Genomic DNA, 18,582 nt, shown 5'->3' on the forward strand with positions numbered 1-18,582 from the left:
CATGCGACCACTACTCCAACGTTATTCCTTGCTGTGTGGCTTGCTGTTATGTAGCCTCATCCCTGCGGTCCATGCCGAGCGGCTCAAGGAACTGGTCAGCATCCAGGGCGTGCGCGACAATCCGCTGATCGGCTACGGCCTGATGGTGGGCCTGGATGGCAGCGGCGACCAGACCATGCAAACACCGTTCACGACGCAGACGCTGAACAACATGCTGTCGCAGCTGGGTATTTCCATGGCGCCAGGCACCAACATGCAGTTGAAGAACGTGGCGGCGGTGATGGTGACGGCGACTCTGCCTTCGTTTGCGCGTCCGGGGCAAAATATCGATGTCACCGTGTCTTCCATGGGCAATGCCAAAAGCCTGCGCGGAGGCACGCTGCTGATGACCCCGCTCAAGGGTGCGGACGGCATGGTGTATGCCATTGCGCAGGGCAATATGGTGGTCGGCGGCGCGGGCGCTTCGGCCAATGGCAGCAAGGTGCAGGTCAACCAGCTTAGCTCGGGCCGGATTCCGGCGGGCGCTATCGTCGAACGTGCGGTGATGTCGCCGCTGGGTGACGCCAATACGCTCACCCTGGAATTGAATGTTTCCGATTTTGGCACTGCGCAGAAAGCGGTCGAGGCGATCAATCGCGGCTTTGGCGCAGGTACGGCCAGTGCGCTGGATGCGCGGGTGATCCAGGTGATCGCGCCGGCGCAGCCGGAAGCGCGCGTCAGCTTCCTGGCGCGCATGGAAAATCTCGATGTGACACCGGCGCAAGCGGTAGCGCGGGTGGTCATCAATGCGCGTACCGGTTCGGTGGTGATGAATCAGACTGTGCGCGTGTTGGATTGCGCGGTGGCGCATGGCAATTTGTCGGTGGTGATCAATACCCAGCCGGTTATCAGCCAGCCGGGGCCGTTCTCCGGCGGTAGCACGGTGGTGGCGCAAACTTCGCAAATCCAGCTGAACCAGGCTGGCGGTGCTTTGCAGGTGGTCAAGAATGGCGCGTCGCTGGCGGATGTGGTCAAAGGTTTGAATACCTTGGGCGCGAACCCGCAGGATCTGGTGTCGATCCTGCAGGCGATGAAGGCCGCTGGCGCGTTGCGCGCCGAGCTGGAAATCATTTAACCCACGGTACAGCGCATGAGCATGAACCTTTCCGGCCCACTCGATAGCAGCCGCAGCGGCGAGCTGGACCAGCGCTTTGCGCTGGATGTCCAGGGCGTCGACGCGCTGCGCCGCACTACCAGGAATTCGCCGCAAGACGGCTTGAAACAGGTATCGCGCCAGTTTGAAGCGATGTTTATGCAGATGGTCCTGAAAAGCATGCGCGAGGCGACGCCGCCCGACGGCATGTTCGACAGCCAGCAAGAGAAAATGTATACGTCGATGCTGGACCAGCAACTGGCGCAAAGCCTCTCCGGACGCGGTCTCGGGCTGGCCGAGGCGATGCAGGCGCAGCTTAGCCGCGCTGTCGATGGTTCGCAGCAGCAGCCGTCGCCGCTCAGTAAAATGCCGGCGTCGGCGCTGGATCGGCGCGCTGTCCAGCCGGGTGCGCCTGCACCGTTGAATAATGCAGTCAATGTCCAGAATTTATCCTTGTATGACGCGGCCGATTATCGGTCCGGCCGCGCTGGCGCCGGCAACGCGCAGTCGCAGGTCGACCAATTCCTTTCGCGCATGGGTGCTTCGGCGCAGGTCGCCAGCCGCGCCAGCGGCGTGCCGTCGCAATTGATCCTGGCCCAGGCCGCACTGGAATCGGGTTGGGGCAAGCGGGAAATCAAAGGCAGCGATGGCAGCCCCAGCCACAATCTGTTCGGCATCAAGGCCGGCAAGGCCTGGAAAGGGCCTGTGGTGGAGGCGTTCACGACCGAGTATGTCGATGGCGTGCCGCGTCAGACCAAGGCCTTGTTCCGCGCCTATGGTTCGTATGACGAAGCCTTTACCGACTATGCTCGTTTCCTGACCGCCAATCCACGTTATGCCCAAGTTCTTGCTGCGCGCGACCCGGCAGAAGCTGCGCATGGCTTGCAACGCGCAGGCTATGCCACAGATCCGCTATACGGTGAAAAGCTGGTACGGATTCTCAAGCAGATTATCTGATTCTTCCTGTGCGCCTTCGCGCTAGACAAGGTATTGCTTTGCCGTCGGGGCAGGTGTTTTTTTGCGAAATTCACATAAATATCTCTCAAATTTCCCGGGTTACCGCCGTTATACCTTAAGTGAGCTTGGCGGGGATGCCTGGCGGTTGCCTTTTTAAAGGATGAATGTATGGCGAACAGCATGTTTTTTACCGGCCTGAGCGGCCTCAATGCGGCGCAGGCGGCTTTGGTCATCACCGGCCACAACACCGCCAATGTGAACACTCCTGGCTATAGCCGTCAGATGGTGCAGGTCGTTTCCAGCGGCGGCATCTATACACCCAGCGTCGGTTTCTTCGGCAGCGGCGCGCAAGTGATCGATGTCAGCCGCAGCTACGACCAGTTCCTGACGTCGCAACTGAACCAGGCGCAGTCGACCAACCAGTCGCTGGCTACATATTCCGCACAGATCAACCAGATCAACAATCTGCTGGCCAACCAGACTACCGGCCTGGCGCCGATGCTGCAAACCATGTTCAAGGGTGTGCAGGCAGTGGCCAATACGCCGGCCGATCCGGCAGCGCGGCAGCAATTGATCAGCTCGGCGCAGGCGCTGGCCAACCAGTTCCGTACCATGAGCGGCGTGTTGAACGGCCTGAACGCGAATGTCAACGATCAGATTTCCGGCTCTGTCGACCAGATTAATACCTACGCTACCCAGATCGCCAGCATCAACAAGCAAATTTCTTTGCTGAGTAACGCCGCCGGCGGCCAGGCTCCCAACGATTTGCTGGACCAGCGCGACAGGCTGGTCAACAGCCTGGGACAGCTGGTAGCAACCAAGGTGGTGGTGCAGGATGGAGGCCAGTACAACGTCTTCATCGGCACCGGCCAGACGCTGGTGTTAGGCGATAAGGCATCTACGTTGAAGGCGGTGACCTCCGCCGCCGATCCAAGCCGGACTTCGGTGGCGCTGGTAAACGCCGCCGGGGTTGCGGTGGAAATGCAGGATAGCGTGATCACCGGCGGCTCGCTCGGCGGCCTGATGCAGTTCCGAAACCAGACATTGGGCGATGCGCAGAATTCGCTGGGACGGATGGCGATTGCGCTGTCGGATTCGTTCAATGCCCAGCACAAGCTGGGTATCGATCTGAACGGTGCGGCGGGCCAGGATTTCTTTTCGCAGGCAAGCCCAGCCGCGATCGCTAACGCGCGCAATACCGGTAACCTGGTGATTGCCCCGTCCTTCAGCGACACCAGCCAGTTAACGACCAGCGATTACCGGGTCGACTATGTCAATGTAGCCGGAACGCCGCAATATGCAGTGACCCGTCTGTCCGACAACAAAGTGGTCGGCAATTACGCCAGTTTGCCGGCGACTTTTGACGGCGTTTCCTTGAAAGCGGCCAGCGGTACGCCGCAAATCGGTGATTCCTTCCTGGTGCAACCGACCCGTACCGGCGCTCGCGATCTGACGGTAACGGTGACCGATCCGGCCAAGGTTGCTGCGGCTTCACCCATCGTTACAGGTAAGACAGCCGGCAACCAGGGTAGCGGCGTCATCAGCGCAGGAAAGGTCGATGCCTCTTATCTGGCGACGCCGCTAGCCGCTGCATTGACCCTCAAGTACGACAGCACCACTGCGCCTCCCAGCTTATCCGGCTTTCCTGTCACTGCCGCCGTCACTGTCACCAATCCTGACGGCACGACCGTCAATTATGCCGCCGGTGCCGCCGTCAGTTATACCGATGGAGCCTCCTATAGCTTCAACGGAATTACCGCCACCATCAGCGGCAAGCCGGTCAATGGCGACACGTTTACAGTCGAGCCGAATACCGCCGGCGTCTCGGACGGCAGCAATATCCTGGCGCTGGGCGCTTTGCAGAACAAGAAAACCATGGCTGGCGGCACCGCCAGCTATACCGATGCCTATGGCCAGCTGGTCAGCACCATCGGTAACAAAGCCAATCAGATCACCATAGCCAACACCGCGCAAACCAGCCTGGCGTCGCAAATCAAGGCAGCGCAGCAATCGGTGTCGGGCGTCATCCAGGATGAAGAAACCGCCCACCTGCTTATGTACAATCAAATGTACCAGGCCAACGCCAAAGTGATCCAGACCGCATCGACCATGTTTGACGCCATCCTTGGAATTGCGAGGTAGTTGCGGCTGATTGAACTGTCATACTCAAGAGAAATTCGGGAGAACACCATGCGTATCAGTACCCAGTCGTTTTATGACCAGAGCCTGTCTGCAATGAATTCACAGCAAGGCAGCCTGTTGCACGTGCAACAGCAGATCGGCGCCATGAAAAAGATCCTGACCCCGTCAGACGATCCGCTAGGCGCGACTCGCGCTCTGAGCGCATCGCAATCGATCTCTCTCAACGAGCAATATGCTACAAGCCGCGCACAAGCCACTCGCTCGCTGGGCTTGGAAGACAATGCACTGCAGAGCGTTACCACGCTGCTGCAAAATATCAAGGGGCAGATCGTGTCGGCCGGCAGCGGCAGCATGACCGATGCCGACCGCAGCTCGATCGCCACCGCATTGCAAAGCACCTACGACCAGTTGCTGGGCCTGGCCAATACCGATGACGGCAACGGCCAGTTCCTGTTCGCTGGTTTCAAGAGCGGTAGCGCGCCGTTCGTAGACCGGGCCGGTGGCGCGCAATATGTGGGCGATCAGGGTCAGAAGCTGTTGCAGGTTGACGTGTCGCGGCAGATGGCCGGCGGGGATGACGGCCGCAGTATTTTCCAAAGTGCGCAGGGCGGGGCAGGTTATGTGACAACTTCGTCGCCGGCCAATAGCGGCGACGGCGTGTACGGATCGACCTCGGTGACCGACGCCAGCAATCCTGATTTCGGCAAGAATTTTTCCATCGCTTTCACCTCGGCGACCACTTTCACCGTGACCAATTCCGACACGCCGCCAAAGGTAACCACAGGCACATATGCATCGGGCACGCCAATCCAGTTCGGCGGCTTGCAGATTTCGCTGACGGGAGCACCGGCCACCGGCGATAGTTTCAATGTCAACACCGCGAAGAACGCCAATCCCGATATGTTTGGCGCATTGAAGGATTTGATTGGCGCGTTGAAGACGCCGGTGGATAACGCCACACCCGCAGCTAAGGCGCAATTACTGAATTCCCTGAGCACGGCCAATGTCAAATTGTCGAATACGCTCGACAATGTCCTGACGGTGCGTTCGTCGGTCGGTTCGCGCATGCAGGAGCTGGATGCACTCAACGCCACAGGCGATGCCCGCAATTTGTCAGATAAAAGTTATTTGTCGAATATCCAGGACCTGGACTACACCAGCGCGATCACCGAGCTGTACCAGCGGCAGATGGCGTTGCAAGCTACGCAGCAGACGTTTGTGCAGATACGGAAGATTTCGTTGCTTAATTATTTGTAATTTCCTGTCTGCCCTTTTTCCGGGGCGTACGCGATATTTCGTCGTATGGAAGTACATCTTTCACAGGCCGCTGCGCAATGTCGCAGCGGCCTGTTTGCATTTCAGTTCAAATATGTTTAGCGGGAGGAAAATAGTTCTGTTCTGTTGCTAAATGAGCACTTTGACTCTACACTTCACGCCGCAATCTTCGCCCCGGATTGCCCAGGCTTGGCGACATGGTTCCCTCAACTTAATCTCTCAATATGAGTATTGCTCGCGAAGAACGATTTTTAATTTCCAGAGATCCGGCAAGAATGCCAGGACTGGGCATTGAGTCTGCGATGCTGGCAGAGTGTCTTGAAGAAGCACACAGACATTCATTCAAGTCTGTATTCGGCAATCCTTCGTTTGGCTTTTCCGAGACAACGCTTGATTTCTTATACAGCCTTCCCGGTATCCAGGCGGTTTGGTTTTGGGATATCGATCTGAAGAATATCGACGCGCTGTACACCTTGTCGTCGCTGGAATATTTTGGCGTTCATGACAAGCGGCCGGCGATCGATTTTTCCCGCTTTCCTGCTTTGAAGGATATGATCTGGAGTCATAAGCCAAAGGATGCTGGTGTCAGCAAGCTCAAGAATCTTCAACTTTTGCATGTCTGGCATTACCGCCCGAAGAGTAAAAGCTTCACGGATTTGCAGCTGCCGGATACATTGAACGAACTTCAAATTATCTGGGCAAACCCAACAAGTCTTGACGGCTTGAAGCCGATTGCGTCCTTGCGCCGCCTTGAAATCCATCGCTGCCGAAATTTGGCCAGCTTGGCCCTGATTCCTCAGCTGTTCCCGCAACTCGAGCAGTTGATCATATCCGGCTGCGGCAGGGTATCCAGCATTGAGGGAACGCAGATTGCATTGCAGCTTCCTTTTCTCAAGCACGCTTTCGTTCAAGACAGCGTAGTCCTGTCACGATAGGCAAGTACAGTTGTCGTCCAGTGACTGCGATTGTTTGTTGATGCGAAAATTTGACATTGTAGAAAAGGGATATCTACGCAATTGATATGTCAGGTATTGAAAAATCGCGGTGACTAAAGTCGAACGATTAAACGTGCGACGGGCCGCGAACTGGCTTATTGCCTGAATGCCCTGGCAACTTGTAACATATCCGCTAACCCCAGCGCAAACTGCTGTTCCATGAACGGCGCCAGATGCGGCATCAACTGCTGCAACATCAAGATTCCGCCCAGCAGCGTGAGCGGAAATCCCACAGCAAAGATGCTCAATTGTGGCGAAGCCCGGTTAAGTATCCCCATGGCCAGATTCAAGGTCAGCAATGCGCCGATCAGGGGTAGCGCCAGCATCAGCGCCGCTGAAAACACATTGGCCCCGGCCAGCGCCAGGAAATGCCAGCCTTCCGCCGCCAAGGGCGCGTCTGAAACCGGCAATACATGGAAGCTTTCGACCAACGTGCTGATCATCATCAGGTGACCATCAACTGCCAGGAAGATCAGCATCGCCAACATGTTCAGCAGACTCGATAGCACCATCGTGTTGCCGCCGTTATTCGGATCGAAGAGAGAGGCGAACGACAGGCCCATTTGCAAACCGGCATAGTCGCCGGCGGCCTGTACCGCGGCAAATACCAGGCGCATCGAAAAGCCCATGGCAGTGCCGATCAGCACTTGCTGGATAAGGATCCAGACGCCGCCGGCGGAGAACAGCGGCACATCCGGCATAGGGCCCAGCGTGGGAGCGATGGCGATGGCCAGCAGGGCGGCCAGGGCGACCTTGATCTGGCGCGCGACCTTCTTTTCGCCGAAGACCGGGCTGCTGCTGATCAGCGCCAGCATGCGCACGAAGGGCCAGACGAAGGCGACGACCCAGGCGCCGAGCTGGGCCGAAGTGACGGACAGGACCGGCGACATCAGCCAGCCAGATGAGGGATGCTGGAGAACAGCTGGCGCATGTAGTCGAGGATCGAGTTCAGCATCCACGGCCCGGCGATGACCATCGTCGCGCACACCGCCAGCAGCTTGGGAATGAAAGACAAGGTCATTTCATTGATCTGGGTGGCGGCCTGGAACAGGCTGATGATCAAGCCTGTTATCAGGGCTACCAACAGCAGAGGGGCGCCAAGCAGCAGCGTCATTTTCATGGCCTGGAAGCCAACCGCCATTACCGATTCGGGCGTCATATTTTCGCACTCATGTGTAGAAACTCTGGGCCAGTGCGCCGATCAGCAATTGCCAGCCGTCGACCAGCACGAACAGCATCAGTTTGAACGGCAGGGATATCGTGGCCGGCGGCACCATCATCATCCCCATCGACATCAGGACGCTGGCGACCACCAGGTCGACGATCAGGAAAGGGATGAAGATGGTGAAGCCGATCTGGAAGGCGGTCTTCAGTTCGCTGATGACAAACGCCGGAACCAGAATACGCAAGGGCACCTCTTCCGGGCCTTGCATCTGCGGCGTTTGCGCCAGCTTGGCGAACAGGGCGAGATCGCCTTCGCGGGTCTGCTTCAGCATGAAGGTCTTGAACGGCTGGATGCCGCGCTCCAGGGCCTGTTCAGCGCTGATTTTATTATCAGAAAACGGCTTATAGGCGTCGCTGTAGGCTTTGTCGAACACCGGCGACATGACGAAGAAGGTGAGGAAAAGCGCCAAGCCGACCAGGATCTGGTTGGGCGGCGAGCTTTGCGCGCCGATCGCTGTGCGTAGCAGGCCAAGCACGATAATGATGCGGGTAAAGCTGGTCATCGACAACAGCAGCGCCGGCAGGAAAGACAGCGAGGTCAGCAGCAGCATGGTCTGGACGCTGAGCGACCAGGTCTGGCTGCCGCCGGGACCGGCGGTGCTGGTGATGCCGGGCAGCGCTTGTGCGGCGGCGACGGCCGGCAGCAGGCTCAGCGCCAGCAGTAATGCGGGCAGCAGTTTGCGGTGTTGCGCGAGGAAAGAGAGAGGACGCATTCTGGCTGTCGGTTTGAAAGAGTATCGATGGAATGATTTTGCAATGGTCGCTGCAATGGTTGTTGCAATGATTTATACAAGTCGCGGCAAGCCGCGTTTGTCTATTTTTTTCCCAGCGATTCGCGCAGCTTTTGCGCAAAAAGACCGGCGGCATTGCCAGCCGCGATGGCGCCTTGCCGGATCGGCAGCTTGGGCTCTGGCGGCAGCTCCTGCGCAGGCATGCTGTGCAGCGCCTGGATCTGCCCGGGTGTGACGCCAAGCGCCAGCCAGGTGTCGCCGATCTCGACTACCACCACGCGCTCGCGCTGGCCGATGGCGGTACTGGCGATGATTTTCACCAGGCGGCCGCTATTGTGTTTTTGCAGTCCGAGACGACGTGCCGCCCAGGCGCATAAGAAGATCAGCGCGATTACGACCGCCAGGCCCGACGCTGCCTGCAGCAGGCCGGCGGCACCCCATGACGGGACTGCAGCGGGTGCGTCGATTACGGCAGTTGATGCGGCAATCGTCGCTTGCACCGGCAGAGCGGCTCCGGCTAACGCCAGCAGCAGCGCCAACCACAAACTGCGCGCAGTTTTCATCGGTTCAGCTTATGGATGCGTTCGGATGGCGTGATGATGTCGGTCAGGCGGATCCCGAACTTGTCGTTGACCACCACCACCTCGCCTTGGGCGATCAGGTAGCCATTGATCAGCACATCCATCGGTTCGCCGGCGAGGCCGTCGAGCTCGACGACAGAACCTTGCGCCAGTTGCAGCAGATTCTTGATGGTGATCCTGGTCCTACCCAGTTCGGCAGTCATTTGCACCGGGATATCAAGGATCATGTCGATATCGGTCTTGGCGACTTCCTTGGCATCACCGCTCAAGGGCTGGAATACTTTGCTTGTCGCTGCGGCAGGTTCCGGGGCCGGCGCTGCGGCAGGCTGCGACGCCGCGGTTTGAGCCGCTAGTGCGCTGGCCCAGTCGTCGGCGATGTCGATGTTCGGATCCGGCTTATTTTCATCACTCATTTTCGTTTCCCTTTAAATCACTTTCGCGGTGATTGATCATTTTTTCTACCCGCAGCGCGTAGCGGCCGTTGGACGTGCCGTAGCCGCATTCCATCACCGGCACGCCGTCGACCTTGGCGATAATCGTGTCCGGCATCTCGATCGGCAGTACATCGCCGGCTTTTAGTTTCAGCAACTGGCCGATGGTCGACGGGATCTGCATGAAATCCACTTTCAGCTGGACATCTGCGCTTTGCACCTGTTGCGACAATTGCTTGACCCAGCGCTTGTCGATTTCAACTTCGTCCTGCACCGGATTCGACAGCAGATCGCGGATCGGTTCGATCATCGAATACGGAATGGAGATATGCAAAGCGCCGCCGATCGGCCCGAACTCGATATGGAATGTGGTGTTGACCACGACTTCATTGGGCGTCGCAATATTGGCGAACTTGGTATGCATTTCAGCCCGCACATATTCGAATTCGAGCGGATAGATCGGATTCCAGGCGCTGCCGTAGCTGTCCAGCGCCAGGTTCAGCAGGCGGGTGATGATGCGTTGCTCGGTCTGGGTGAAATCGCGGCCCTCGACCCGCATGTGAAAGCGGCCATCGCCGCCGAACAGGTTATCTACCACCAGAAACACCAGGTTCGGATCGAACACGAACAGCGCCGTGCCGCGCAAGGGTTTCATATGCAGCAGGTTGATATTGGCCGGCACCGGCAGGTGGCGGATGAATTCGCTGTATTTCTGCACATGCACCGCGCCGACCGAGACGTCGGGGCTGCGCCGCATGAAATTGAACAATGCGCTGCGCAACTGGCGGGCAAAGCGCTCGTTGATGATCTCCAGCGTATGCATGCGACCGCGCACGATACGTTCCTGGCTACCCAGGTTATAGGCTTGCACGCCAGCCGTATCGGGCGCGGGTGCGGCGGCGGCATCGGTTTCACCGGTGACGCCCTGCAGTAGCGCATCTACTTCGTCTTGCGACAGTAGCTGTTCATAAGCCATTGATGGATCTCAAAATAAATTCACTGCACCACGAAGGCGGTAAACAACACATTGGTAATGTGTTGCGGCGGTTGGCTGCTGGCCAGCGGCTTGTTCAGCGCCTTGAGAATTTCAGCAGCCAGCTTGTTCTTGTCGTCCGCCGTCACCAGCGTAGCGGGATCGCGGTTCGATAGCAGGCTCAGGATGCGGCTGCGGGTTTCCGGAAGATACTGGATGATCTGCGCCTGGCTCTTGGCGTCCGCCACTTTCAGGGTCAGGCCGATGTGCAGGAAGCGGTCACGGTCATCCGCTTGCATGTTGACGGTGAATGGATCCAGCGCTACAAAAATCGGCGTTTCCGGAACCTGTGTCGCCGCGGCGGCTTTGCCGCGAGGTTGCACGCTGGTGAAGTAATAGGCAGCGCCGGCCGCTGCCAGGGCTGCGGTCACTACAATTAATATCAGTCCTAGCTTGCTCTTCTTGGGTGCCGCCACTACGTCTTCCGCGATTGTTGCCATGGTTTTTCCTGCATCGAAATCCAGCCTTCATTCTTTGCCAAAAAGGGCGCGAACTATCTGCTGATGTAAAGGGATAAAGCGCTTCAGATCCGTCGTTTGTTGCGCCAGGTGTGTGTATTTTTTTTCCGTTAAGCAAAAATATCGACCTTGCCATTGCCATTCCTGCTGACTGTCGCAAGGGTTGCATTGCGCTCTACCCTGGGATTCAGGTCGAGGTTGCCGGCGTTGCGCTGGAACTGGCCGGATGGGCCGTGCTGGCCGCTCTGGTGTTGGCTTTGGCTCTGGGCGAAGGCGCTTTGCTGTTGGGTATCGGCGCTGACCGAGGTATTGCCGAGGTTGATGCCGCTGTCTGCCAGGCTGCTGCGCAGTTGCGGCAAGGCGGCTTCCAGCGCCGAGCGTACCGACTGGTGCGCCGAGACGAACATGGCCTGGGCCTGGTTGTCATTGATGGTCAGGGTAACTTTGAGCGGCCCGAGATCGGGCGGGTTGAGATGCAATTCGGCGCTTTGATGACCGCTATTGCCCAGCCAGACCATTTGTTTGCCGAGCGCCGGCGCCCAGCCGTCGCTGCCAACCGATGGCGTTAGCGCCAGTCTTGCAGGCGCCGCTTGCGTCGGGATCGACAAGGTGGTCGTTGCTAAAGAATGGCTGTTTGCCGCGGCTGGATTGACCTGGCCAGACATGTCGGGAGTCATTGGATTGGCGTGTGTGGAACCGTTGCTGTCCCTAGCCGCGCTGCCGGTAGTCGGCGCGATATCCATATGGCGCGCTGCAAATTCTTGAACGCTGCGATTTTCTGGACGCCCAGGTTTGTCCGTTGTACCGTGCTTGTCGGTAAAGCCTTCGTCATGCGCCGCTTGCTGGCCGGCGTTATTTCCGGTCATGGTTCCCTTGAGTTCCAACGCTGAGTTATGGGCTGGCACTGTGGCGACTTCAATGCCGGGTTCTTTTCCGGTGGTGGCAGCGCGGGTTGGCTGCGCTGCGTCAGGAGCGCTCGCTGACGCCAGCGCAGCCATCGGAACTGCCGCAGCTGTCGCCGTCGTCACATCTTTGTCCGTACCTTCTGTAGCCGGCTGCGTTGCTACTGGTGCTGCTGCCGTCTCACCGGCTTTACCGCCGGCTGCCGCGATGGCGGCGTTGAGCTGTTTTTCTGCCGCCGACGATGGCTGACTGTCGCTACCGATCGCCGCCCTGACCTGCAGCGGACTGACCGCAGCAGGCGGCAATGGCATGAATGCCAGCACCGGGAGGGCGCCGGCATCTTGCTGTTCGTTGTCCTTGTCGCTGGCCGCTGCACGCTTCGGTGCACTGCGCTCGATGGGTTTTGCGGCGCTGTCGGTGGCGTCGACCGGCTTATCCGAACTTGCCAGAGAACGGTTCAGGACTTGCCCGAAATTGCCGGCGTCGCCTTGCTGCTGGCTGGCGTTGTTGCCGCTGGCAGATGGTCCGGCTTGCAAAGCGGCGGTGTTGGCTGATACAAGTAAAGACATGAGAATTTCCCGAGTGATTATTCTGCGGCTGCGATCATGCGCACGCGGAATTGCCGTGCTGCATATTCGTCGCTGGCGCGCTGTTCGCGCTTGTTGGCCAGTTGCGCCTGCTGTTGTTTAACCCGTTCGGCCAGCGTGTCGAACGAACTCAGCCGGCGCTTGTTGCTTTGCCAGTCGCTGCGGCCAAGAGCCAGCCGGGTATCGGCTTGCGCCGCGACTGCGCGTTGCTGTTCGATGGCGTCGTCCAGGGTGCCGACGAAATGCTGGAAATTGCGCCAGCGCGAAGAAGACACGCCGTCCTGCATCTGCAGCTGCAGCTGGTCGCAGTATTCCTGGCGATACTGAATCAGCAGTTCCAGCTTTTCAGCGGCGCTGATCTGCGCCCGCTGCAACTGGCCCAGGCGGCGCGTCGCATCGTCGGTCTTGTTCTGGGCCAGTTCGATCAACATGGCGAGCGGTAATGTATTTGACATGTTTTCCCCTCAGAGGTGGAGCGCTAATTACAGATCGTTAGTGCGGCTTATCTTCGTGTTAACGGTTGCCCTTTAAAAAAATACAGGGACGTCTTCCATCAAGACATTATTCCGGCTGAAACAAGTCTCCCAGTTCCGTGACCGCCTCTAGATAACCGGCGCGCTCTTCCATGCCTTGCTGCAAAAATGCTTCTATTTTGGGATACAGGGCAATCGCCTTGTCCAGTTGCGCATCATGTCCGGGAGCGTAGGCACCGACGCTGATCAGGTCACGGTTGCGTTGATAGCGCGATAACATTTGCTTGAAGCGTCGCACGGAATCGAACTGCGCCGGCGCGATCAGCGCCGTCATGGCGCGGCTGATCGATGCTTCGATGTCGATTGCCGGATAGTGGCCAGATTCAGCCAGGCTACGCGACAGCACGACGTGGCCGTCCAGGATTGCACGGGCGGCGTCGGCAATCGGATCTTGCTGGTCGTCGCCCTCGGTCAGCACCGTATAGAAGGCGGTAATCGCGCCGCCTTTGCCGTTGGCGTCGCGGGCGCCGTTGCCGGCGCGTTCCACCAGCGCCGGCAATTTGGCGAAAACTGATGGCGGATAACCTTTGGTGGCCGGCGGCTCGCCCACCGCCAGCGCGATTTCACGTTGCGCCATGGCGTAGCGGGTCAGCGAATCCATGATCAGCAAGACGTCCTTGCCCTGATCTCGGAAATATTCGGCCAGCGAGGTGGCATAGGCTGCGCCTTGCAAGCGCAATAGCGGGGAGGTATCTGCCGGCGCCGCCACCACGACGGCGCGCGCAAGGCCTTCCGCGCCCAAGGTGTTTTCGATGAAATCCTTGACTTCGCGGCCGCGTTCGCCGATCAGGCCGACCACGATGACTTCGGCGCTGGTGTAACGCGCCATCATGCCGAGCAACACGCTTTTCCCTACGCCAGAGCCGGCAAACAAGCCCATGCGCTGGCCACGGCCTACCGTGAGCAGGGCGTTGATGGCGCGCACGCCGACGTCCAGCACGCTGTCGATAGGAGCACGCGCCAGCGGGTTGATGGGAGCAGCGGAGAGCGGCGCTTCGCAGCTGAAATCGAGCGGACCGAGGCCGTCCAGCGGCCGGCCGGCGGCATCTACTACCCGCCCCAGCATACCGGCGCCGACGGGCAAACGCTTGCTGCCCGGTTCGGTTGGCGTTGCGCCATTGCCGGCGGCGGGGCTGGCTTCAAGCGGATAAACGCGTGCGCCGGGCAACAATCCGGCCACTTCGGTTTGCGGCATCAGGAACAAGCGATCGCCGGCGAAGCCGACGACTTCGGCTTCGGTAGTGCGCTGGGCATAACCGGGCGGCAGCTCAATCAGGCAATCGCTGCCCACCGGCAGCCGCAGGCCCACCGCTTCCAGCACCAGCCCGACCGCGCGGGTCAGGCGGCCATAGGTGCGGATCGGCACGCTGCGGCCGACGCCGGTGCCGGCGTTGGCCAGCGCCTGACGCCAGGCTTGCAGGTGGCGATTGTTGTCGGGAATGGCGATGTCAGTCATGGGAGGGAATGCTGCGTCCGAGCGCAGCAGCGACGCGTTGCCAGCGAGTTTCCAAGGTGGCGTCGAGTTCGCCGCTGTTGGCCTGTACCCGGCAGCCGCCGCGCGTGATGCCAGGATCGGCACGCAACAGCCAGCCGGCTGCTTGCAGGTCTTCCGCCAGATATTGCTGGATGAGCGGCATGTCGTCCGCATGCAGCAGCAGGCGTGGCGTACCGCTCAATGCCGGTTCGGTTTGCAGCAGTTCGCGTACGGCGGCCAGGATCAGTTGCGGTTCTGCCGACAAAGCCTGGCGCACTACCTGGCGTGCAATGTCGAGCGCCAGCGTCATCAAGTCGTCGGCCACTTCTTTTTCTGCCAGGCGCAGGGCGGCAGGCATCGCCAGGCCGATTTGCCGCAAGCTGTCGGCTTCGCTGCGGGCCATGTCGAGTCCGGCGTTATAACCTTCCTGCCAGCCGGCGGCATGTCCTTGCCGGTGGCCTTCCGCAGCACCGGCGTCTTGCGCCTGCTGGCGCAGACGCTGCAATTCGGCTTCATCTATCAGTAGTTTCGGTTCCAGCCCGGATAGCGCCGGCTCTGCCTGCGATGGTTCGGGGACATCTGATCCGTCTTGGCCGGAAAGCGTCCGGACTTCACCCATTTCCCAGCGTTGCCAGGCCGTCATCTGCTGCCTGGCCAGACTGGCGGGACGCATCGGTCCAGCGTTATCATGCCGCGGCGCCGTCTGGCCCTGGTTACGGGTGGAATCAGACATACGCATCGTTGCCTTGGCCGCCGATCACGATCTCGCCGGAATCGGCCAGCCGTCGTACGATCTGCAGGATATTTTTTTGTTCGGTTTCGACTTGCGAGACGCGCACCGGGCCGCGTACTTCCAGGTCTTCGCGCAGCATTTCGGCGGCGCGCTGCGACATATTGCGCAAGAATTTTTCGCGCAATTCCTGCGCTGCACCCTTGAGGGCGACGATGAGCGACTCCGATTCGACTTCCTTGAGCAACAGCTGGATGCCGCGGTCTTCGATTTCCAGCAGGTTTTCGAACAGGAACATCTCGTCGATGATGCGTTGCGCCAGGTCGCCGTCGTGTTCGCGCACATGCTGGATCACGATTTCTTCCTGCGTGCTGCTCATCAGGTTGAGGATTTCCGCCGCAGCCCGCACGCCGCCCAGGCGGCTGCGCTTGACGCCCTGACCGGACAGCAGACCGGACAGCACATCGGTCAGTTCGGTCAGCGCTGCGGGCTGCACGCCGCCGAAAGTAGCCACGCGCAGGATGACATCGTGGCGCAGGCGTTCGGTGAACAGTTCCAGCACTTCGGAGGCTTTGCTGCGATCCAGGTGGACCAGCAGGGTGGCGATGATTTGCGGATGTTCATCGCGGATCAGCTCTGCCACTTCGTTGGCTTCGAGCCAGTTGAGGGTATCGATCCCGTTGGTCGAATTGTTGCCGGATTCGAGGATATCTTCGATCAGGCTGGCGGCGCGATCGTTGCCCAGGGCCTTGTTCAGAACGGCGCGGATATAGCTGCCGGAATCCAGGTTGAGGGCTGAGAACTGTTCGGTTTCGAGGCGGAACTCTTCCATGACTTCCGCAATCTGTTCGCGCGTTACCTGGCGCAGCCTGGACATCGCCATGCCGAGCTTTTGCACGTCTTGCGGCGTCATGTGCTGGAACACCGCAGCCGCGCCGTCTTCGCCCAGCGACATCAGCAGGATGGCGCTTTTTCTGATTCCGTCGTCACTCATTATTGCCCATCCAATTCTTGATTACCGTAGCGACCAGGCGTGGATCGCTCGTGGCCAGGCCTTGCGCATGCTGCAGGTTGTCCTGATGGCGGTCGGCCGCACGCTGCCTTGCTTCTTCGCCTAGCTTGAGTTGTTCCGGCGACAGCTGTTGTTTCGGGCCGATTGCTGCAGCGGTACCGGCTGCGGCAGGTTGGGGCGCTTGCAAATACCTGCGCAGCAGCGGCCGCAGGATGCCGAACCAGAGCCACAGTGCGGCTATGCCCAGCAACAGGTACTTGCCGGCGACTTTGGCCAGTTCGACGTTGTCCGGTTGGCGCCAGACTGGCAATTCCGGCTCAGGCGCTTCGCCGGCAAACTGGCTGTTGACGACATTCAGCGAATCGCCGCGCTCGGCGCTGTAGCCCATGGCTTGCTTGACCAGGTTCTTGACCTGTTCCATTTCCGCAGGCGGCAAGGCCTGTGCGCCGGCCTTGCCTTGGGCGTTGGCTGCGCCGCGATAGTTCACCACTACTGCCACCGACAGACGCTTGATGGCGCCGGCGCTTTGCTGCACATGGCTGATGGAGCGATCGACTTCATAGTTGGTGGTGACGTCGCGCCGTACATTGCTGGAACCGCCACCACTGCGCGCAGCGCTGCTGACAGCATTTGCGGCATTTGCAGCAACGGCCGGATTCACCTGGCCGCCGGCAGCGCCAGCTTGATTCGCAGGCACGGCGCTGATCGGCGCCGTAGGATTGACCGGCGGCTGGTTCGACAAGGCGCCTGGCACGCCGCCCGGCGGCGTTGCGCCTTGCTGGTTGGCGTCGCTTGATTGCTGGCTGCGGATTGCGGCCTTGGACGGATCCTGGTTAGGACTGTATTTTTCGTCGGTATGCTCAACCGTTGAAAAATCGATATCGGCTGCGACTTGCGCCCGTACGTTGGCGGCGCCGACGATAGGCTGCAAGATCGCTTCGATGCGGCGGATATAGCTTTGCTCGATCTCTTGCGAATACTTCAACTGACTGGCGTCCAGGCCGCGGTTACCTGTGCTGGGCGTGGACAGCAAATTGCCGCTCTGGTCGACGATGGTGACGTTCTTGGCGTTCAGTTCCGGCACGCTGCTGGATACCAGATGGGCAATCGCGCTGACCTGGCCATCGTCGAGCGAGCGGCCGTGATACAGCGTGATCACTACCGAGGCGCTGGGTTTTTGCTGGTCGCGTACAAACAGGGACGGTTTTGGCAGCGCCAGATGGATGCGTGCGGCTTCGACTGCAGAAATTGATTCCACCGAACGCGCCAGTTCGCCTTCCAGGGCGCGCTGGTAATTGACTTGTTCGGCAAACTGGCTGACGCCGAATTTCTGGTTATCCATCAACTCGAAACCGACCGAACCGCCCTTGGGCAAGCCTTGCGAGGCCAGCCGCAGGCGTGCTTCATGTACCTGTTCGGCAGCCACTAGCACGGCGCCGCCGCCTTCGGCGAATTTGTAAGGGATGTTCATCTGCTGCAGCGAGGCGATGATGGCGCCGCCGTCGCGGTCCGACAGGTTGCTGTACAGGACGCGATAATCGGGTGCGCGGCTCCACAGCCAGAAGGCGGCGATGGCGGCGACGGCAAGCGAGGCGCCTACCATCATCGGCAATTTCGGATTGGCGCGCAATTGTTCCAGCAATGGCAGTTTCTTGTCGCCGGCGAGGTTGGTGCGATTTGCAGATGAGTTTGCAGCCATATTTACAGCCGTATTCATGCAACCACCGCGGATGACGACTGGCGATGGCTATTGATGCTAGCGATGTGCTTCTGTGTATCTGACATACAGCAAGCTTTCCTTAGAAGGGAGGTAACAGATGTCGACAAAAGTAAATCACGTGAAAGGATGCAGCCTGTGCCGACCCTAACGATTGTCAACGGCGGAGCTGTTTTTTGATCGCTTGAATAGCCGGGATTTTTCCCATCATTTGCCGTTATGCAAAAAAATCTTTGCTGTTACGCTTTGAAGCTTGAAGAAAGACAAGCGCTGATAAGTGTGGTCGCCAGCACTGGTGCGACGATACAAAGCCCAGATAACTTAGTAAAGAGGATGCAATATGGCCATATCGGCTATCGAATCAGTGTTACAGCAATTGACTGCGACGGCGCAAATCGCCGGCGGCGGCACGGGCGCGGCTGCGATCAACGGGATTGCCGGTGGCGGCTTTGCCGACGAAATGAAGAAATCGCTGGAGCGGATCAGCAACGGCCAGCAGCACGCGGCTGGCCAGGCCGAGGCTTTCGAGTTGGGTAAACCGGGCGTGTCGCTCAACGACGTCATGATCGATTTGCAAAAGGCCAACGTCGGTTTCCAGATGGGGCTGCAGGTACGCAACCGGGTGGTTGCTGCGTATCAGGAAATCATGAACATGCCGGCCTGAAGG

The 18,582-nt window shown here is 59.3% G+C and carries 19 protein-coding genes; 6 read left to right on the forward strand and 13 right to left on the reverse strand.

The window, feature by feature from the left end; genetic code table 11:
- Position 1 precedes the first annotated feature (1 nt).
- From LT85_RS05680 to LT85_RS05700, 5 genes are all read left to right on the forward strand, one after another.
- Positions 2–1,114 carry a flagellar basal body P-ring protein FlgI gene (locus tag LT85_RS05680; RefSeq protein ID WP_038486412.1) on the forward strand — a complete coding sequence of 371 codons (1,113 nt, stop codon included), beginning with the start codon at positions 2–4 and terminating at the stop codon, positions 1,112–1,114.
- Between the two features lie 21 nt (positions 1,115–1,135).
- Positions 1,136–2,089 (forward strand): flagellar assembly peptidoglycan hydrolase FlgJ, encoded by a 954-nt coding sequence (flgJ, locus tag LT85_RS05685; protein ID WP_038495172.1) that lies wholly within the window; start codon positions 1,136–1,138, stop codon positions 2,087–2,089.
- 168 nt (positions 2,090–2,257) lie between these two features.
- Positions 2,258–4,231 (forward strand): flagellar hook-associated protein FlgK, encoded by a 1,974-nt coding sequence (gene flgK, locus LT85_RS05690; RefSeq protein ID WP_038486414.1) that lies wholly within the window; start codon positions 2,258–2,260, stop codon positions 4,229–4,231.
- A 48-nt stretch (positions 4,232–4,279) separates the two neighbouring features.
- Positions 4,280–5,488, forward strand: a complete 1,209-nt coding sequence (gene flgL / locus LT85_RS05695) for a flagellar hook-associated protein FlgL (protein ID WP_038486416.1) — start codon at positions 4,280–4,282, stop codon at positions 5,486–5,488.
- A gap of 242 nt (positions 5,489–5,730) precedes the next feature.
- On the forward strand, positions 5,731–6,441 hold the full coding sequence (locus LT85_RS05700) for a hypothetical protein (protein WP_156117445.1): 711 nt from the start codon (positions 5,731–5,733) through the stop codon (positions 6,439–6,441).
- 155 nt (positions 6,442–6,596) lie between these two features.
- Here LT85_RS05700 and fliR read toward each other — a convergent pair whose 3' ends face one another.
- From fliR to fliF, 13 genes are all read right to left on the reverse strand, one after another.
- Complete coding sequence (fliR, locus tag LT85_RS05705) at positions 6,597–7,391, reverse strand: flagellar biosynthetic protein FliR (protein ID WP_038486420.1); 795 nt, start codon at positions 7,389–7,391, stop codon at positions 6,597–6,599.
- Positions 7,391–7,660 carry a flagellar biosynthesis protein FliQ gene (fliQ, locus tag LT85_RS05710; protein WP_038486422.1) on the reverse strand — a complete coding sequence of 90 codons (270 nt, stop codon included), beginning with the start codon at positions 7,658–7,660 and terminating at the stop codon, positions 7,391–7,393. The genes fliR and fliQ overlap by 1 nt, the downstream gene beginning before the upstream one ends.
- A gap of 10 nt (positions 7,661–7,670) precedes the next feature.
- Positions 7,671–8,438 (reverse strand): flagellar type III secretion system pore protein FliP, encoded by a 768-nt coding sequence (gene fliP / locus LT85_RS05715; RefSeq protein WP_052134740.1) that lies wholly within the window; start codon positions 8,436–8,438, stop codon positions 7,671–7,673.
- Positions 8,439–8,539: 101 nt separating this feature from the next.
- A complete protein-coding gene (fliO, locus tag LT85_RS05720; RefSeq protein ID WP_081992090.1) occupies positions 8,540–9,019 on the reverse strand; it encodes a flagellar biosynthetic protein FliO in 480 nt (159 codons plus the stop codon).
- A complete protein-coding gene (fliN, locus tag LT85_RS05725; protein WP_038486424.1) occupies positions 9,016–9,450 on the reverse strand; it encodes a flagellar motor switch protein FliN in 435 nt (144 codons plus the stop codon). Before fliN ends, fliO begins: the two co-directional genes overlap by 4 nt.
- The gene (fliM, locus tag LT85_RS05730; protein WP_038486426.1) at positions 9,443–10,444 is read right to left on the reverse strand and encodes a flagellar motor switch protein FliM; all 1,002 of its coding nucleotides are present in this window, start codon (positions 10,442–10,444) and stop codon (positions 9,443–9,445) included. The genes fliN and fliM overlap by 8 nt, the downstream gene beginning before the upstream one ends.
- Positions 10,445–10,464: 20 nt before the next feature.
- Positions 10,465–10,941 carry a flagellar basal body-associated protein FliL gene (gene fliL / locus LT85_RS05735; protein WP_052134741.1) on the reverse strand — a complete coding sequence of 159 codons (477 nt, stop codon included), beginning with the start codon at positions 10,939–10,941 and terminating at the stop codon, positions 10,465–10,467.
- Between the two features lie 128 nt (positions 10,942–11,069).
- Entirely contained in the window at positions 11,070–12,431 is a 1,362-nt protein-coding gene (locus tag LT85_RS25245) for a flagellar hook-length control protein FliK (protein WP_052134743.1), read from the reverse strand.
- A 17-nt stretch (positions 12,432–12,448) separates the two neighbouring features.
- Positions 12,449–12,904 (reverse strand): flagellar export protein FliJ, encoded by a 456-nt coding sequence (fliJ, locus tag LT85_RS05745; RefSeq protein ID WP_038486428.1) that lies wholly within the window; start codon positions 12,902–12,904, stop codon positions 12,449–12,451.
- A 106-nt stretch (positions 12,905–13,010) separates the two neighbouring features.
- A complete protein-coding gene (gene fliI / locus LT85_RS05750) occupies positions 13,011–14,438 on the reverse strand; it encodes a flagellar protein export ATPase FliI (RefSeq protein ID WP_038486429.1) in 1,428 nt (475 codons plus the stop codon).
- Positions 14,431–15,189 (reverse strand): flagellar assembly protein FliH, encoded by a 759-nt coding sequence (gene fliH, locus LT85_RS05755; RefSeq protein WP_253273674.1) that lies wholly within the window; start codon positions 15,187–15,189, stop codon positions 14,431–14,433. The genes fliI and fliH overlap by 8 nt, the downstream gene beginning before the upstream one ends.
- Positions 15,182–16,180 carry a flagellar motor switch protein FliG gene (fliG, locus tag LT85_RS05760; protein ID WP_038486433.1) on the reverse strand — a complete coding sequence of 333 codons (999 nt, stop codon included), beginning with the start codon at positions 16,178–16,180 and terminating at the stop codon, positions 15,182–15,184. The genes fliH and fliG overlap by 8 nt, the downstream gene beginning before the upstream one ends.
- Complete coding sequence (gene fliF, locus LT85_RS05765) at positions 16,173–17,897, reverse strand: flagellar basal-body MS-ring/collar protein FliF (protein ID WP_052134747.1); 1,725 nt, start codon at positions 17,895–17,897, stop codon at positions 16,173–16,175. Before fliF ends, fliG begins: the two co-directional genes overlap by 8 nt.
- A 358-nt stretch (positions 17,898–18,255) precedes the next feature.
- On the opposite strand from fliF, the gene fliE reads away from it, so the two are divergent.
- Positions 18,256–18,579, forward strand: a complete 324-nt coding sequence (fliE, locus tag LT85_RS05770) for a flagellar hook-basal body complex protein FliE (protein WP_038486435.1) — start codon at positions 18,256–18,258, stop codon at positions 18,577–18,579.
- Positions 18,580–18,582: the final 3 nt, after the last annotated feature.

It is taken from the genome of Collimonas arenae, from assembly GCF_000786695.1.
Taxonomy (GTDB): Bacteria; Pseudomonadota; Gammaproteobacteria; order Burkholderiales; family Burkholderiaceae_D; genus Collimonas; species Collimonas arenae_A.

What these genes read in the sequence shown, in the direction of transcription:
- fliJ (WP_038486428.1), bottom strand. Translation starts at nt 12,904, where the DNA reads ATGTCAAATACATTACCGCTCGCCATGTTGATCGAACTGGCCCAGAAC.
- fliR (WP_038486420.1), bottom strand. Translation starts at nt 7,391, where the DNA reads ATGTCGCCGGTCCTGTCCGTCACTTCGGCCCAGCTCGGCGCCTGGGTC.
- fliH (WP_253273674.1), bottom strand. Translation starts at nt 15,189, where the DNA reads ATGTCTGATTCCACCCGTAACCAGGGCCAGACGGCGCCGCGGCATGAT.
- fliF (WP_052134747.1), bottom strand. Translation starts at nt 17,897, where the DNA reads ATGGCTGCAAACTCATCTGCAAATCGCACCAACCTCGCCGGCGACAAG.
- fliQ (WP_038486422.1), bottom strand. Translation starts at nt 7,660, where the DNA reads ATGACGCCCGAATCGGTAATGGCGGTTGGCTTCCAGGCCATGAAAATG.
- flgL (WP_038486416.1), top strand. Translation starts at nt 4,280, where the DNA reads ATGCGTATCAGTACCCAGTCGTTTTATGACCAGAGCCTGTCTGCAATG.
- fliE (WP_038486435.1), top strand. Translation starts at nt 18,256, where the DNA reads ATGGCCATATCGGCTATCGAATCAGTGTTACAGCAATTGACTGCGACG.
- fliI (WP_038486429.1), bottom strand. Translation starts at nt 14,438, where the DNA reads ATGACTGACATCGCCATTCCCGACAACAATCGCCACCTGCAAGCCTGG.
- flgJ (WP_038495172.1), top strand. Translation starts at nt 1,136, where the DNA reads ATGAACCTTTCCGGCCCACTCGATAGCAGCCGCAGCGGCGAGCTGGAC.
- fliG (WP_038486433.1), bottom strand. Translation starts at nt 16,180, where the DNA reads ATGAGTGACGACGGAATCAGAAAAAGCGCCATCCTGCTGATGTCGCTG.
- fliO (WP_081992090.1), bottom strand. Translation starts at nt 9,019, where the DNA reads ATGAAAACTGCGCGCAGTTTGTGGTTGGCGCTGCTGCTGGCGTTAGCC.
- fliM (WP_038486426.1), bottom strand. Translation starts at nt 10,444, where the DNA reads ATGGCTTATGAACAGCTACTGTCGCAAGACGAAGTAGATGCGCTACTG.
- LT85_RS05680 (WP_038486412.1), top strand. Translation starts at nt 2, where the DNA reads ATGCGACCACTACTCCAACGTTATTCCTTGCTGTGTGGCTTGCTGTTA.
- LT85_RS25245 (WP_052134743.1), bottom strand. Translation starts at nt 12,431, where the DNA reads ATGTCTTTACTTGTATCAGCCAACACCGCCGCTTTGCAAGCCGGACCA.
- flgK (WP_038486414.1), top strand. Translation starts at nt 2,258, where the DNA reads ATGGCGAACAGCATGTTTTTTACCGGCCTGAGCGGCCTCAATGCGGCG.
- fliL (WP_052134741.1), bottom strand. Translation starts at nt 10,941, where the DNA reads ATGGCAACAATCGCGGAAGACGTAGTGGCGGCACCCAAGAAGAGCAAG.
- fliP (WP_052134740.1), bottom strand. Translation starts at nt 8,438, where the DNA reads ATGCGTCCTCTCTCTTTCCTCGCGCAACACCGCAAACTGCTGCCCGCA.
- LT85_RS05700 (WP_156117445.1), top strand. Translation starts at nt 5,731, where the DNA reads ATGAGTATTGCTCGCGAAGAACGATTTTTAATTTCCAGAGATCCGGCA.
- fliN (WP_038486424.1), bottom strand. Translation starts at nt 9,450, where the DNA reads ATGAGTGATGAAAATAAGCCGGATCCGAACATCGACATCGCCGACGAC.